Genomic DNA, 304 nt, shown 5'->3' on the forward strand with positions numbered 1-304 from the left:
CTGCTCCTGATGGTGCCCGCGACGGTGGCGCTGCGGCTCGGGTCGCCCCGGCTGCGGCCGGTCGTCGAGGGGGGGTGTCAACTGCCGTTGGTGGTACCGCCGATCGGGCTCGTCGACGTGGGTATAGGAGACAGCAACTGGGCCCCCCCCCGAGAGTCGGTGGGCTGCTCCTGATGGGGCCGGGGACGGGGGGGACGTCACGGCGTTCCCCCGGACTTGGGTGACGGGGAAGTCGGGGTTCTGGTTCGCCCCGAACTTCTGGAACAGCGGGGTGCGAGAGTGGTGTTCGGGCCCCCACTGCAGG

At 71.4% G+C, this 304-nt stretch carries 1 pseudogene; it reads left to right on the top strand.

The features are described from left to right. Positions 1 to 147: pseudogene (locus TN53_RS49055) on the top strand (ABC transporter permease); the annotation flags it as partial. Positions 148 to 304 lie beyond the last annotated feature (157 nt).

Origin of the sequence: Streptomyces sp. WM6386 (assembly GCF_000972385.1) — a bacterium.
Classification (GTDB): domain Bacteria; phylum Actinomycetota; class Actinomycetes; order Streptomycetales; family Streptomycetaceae; genus Streptomyces.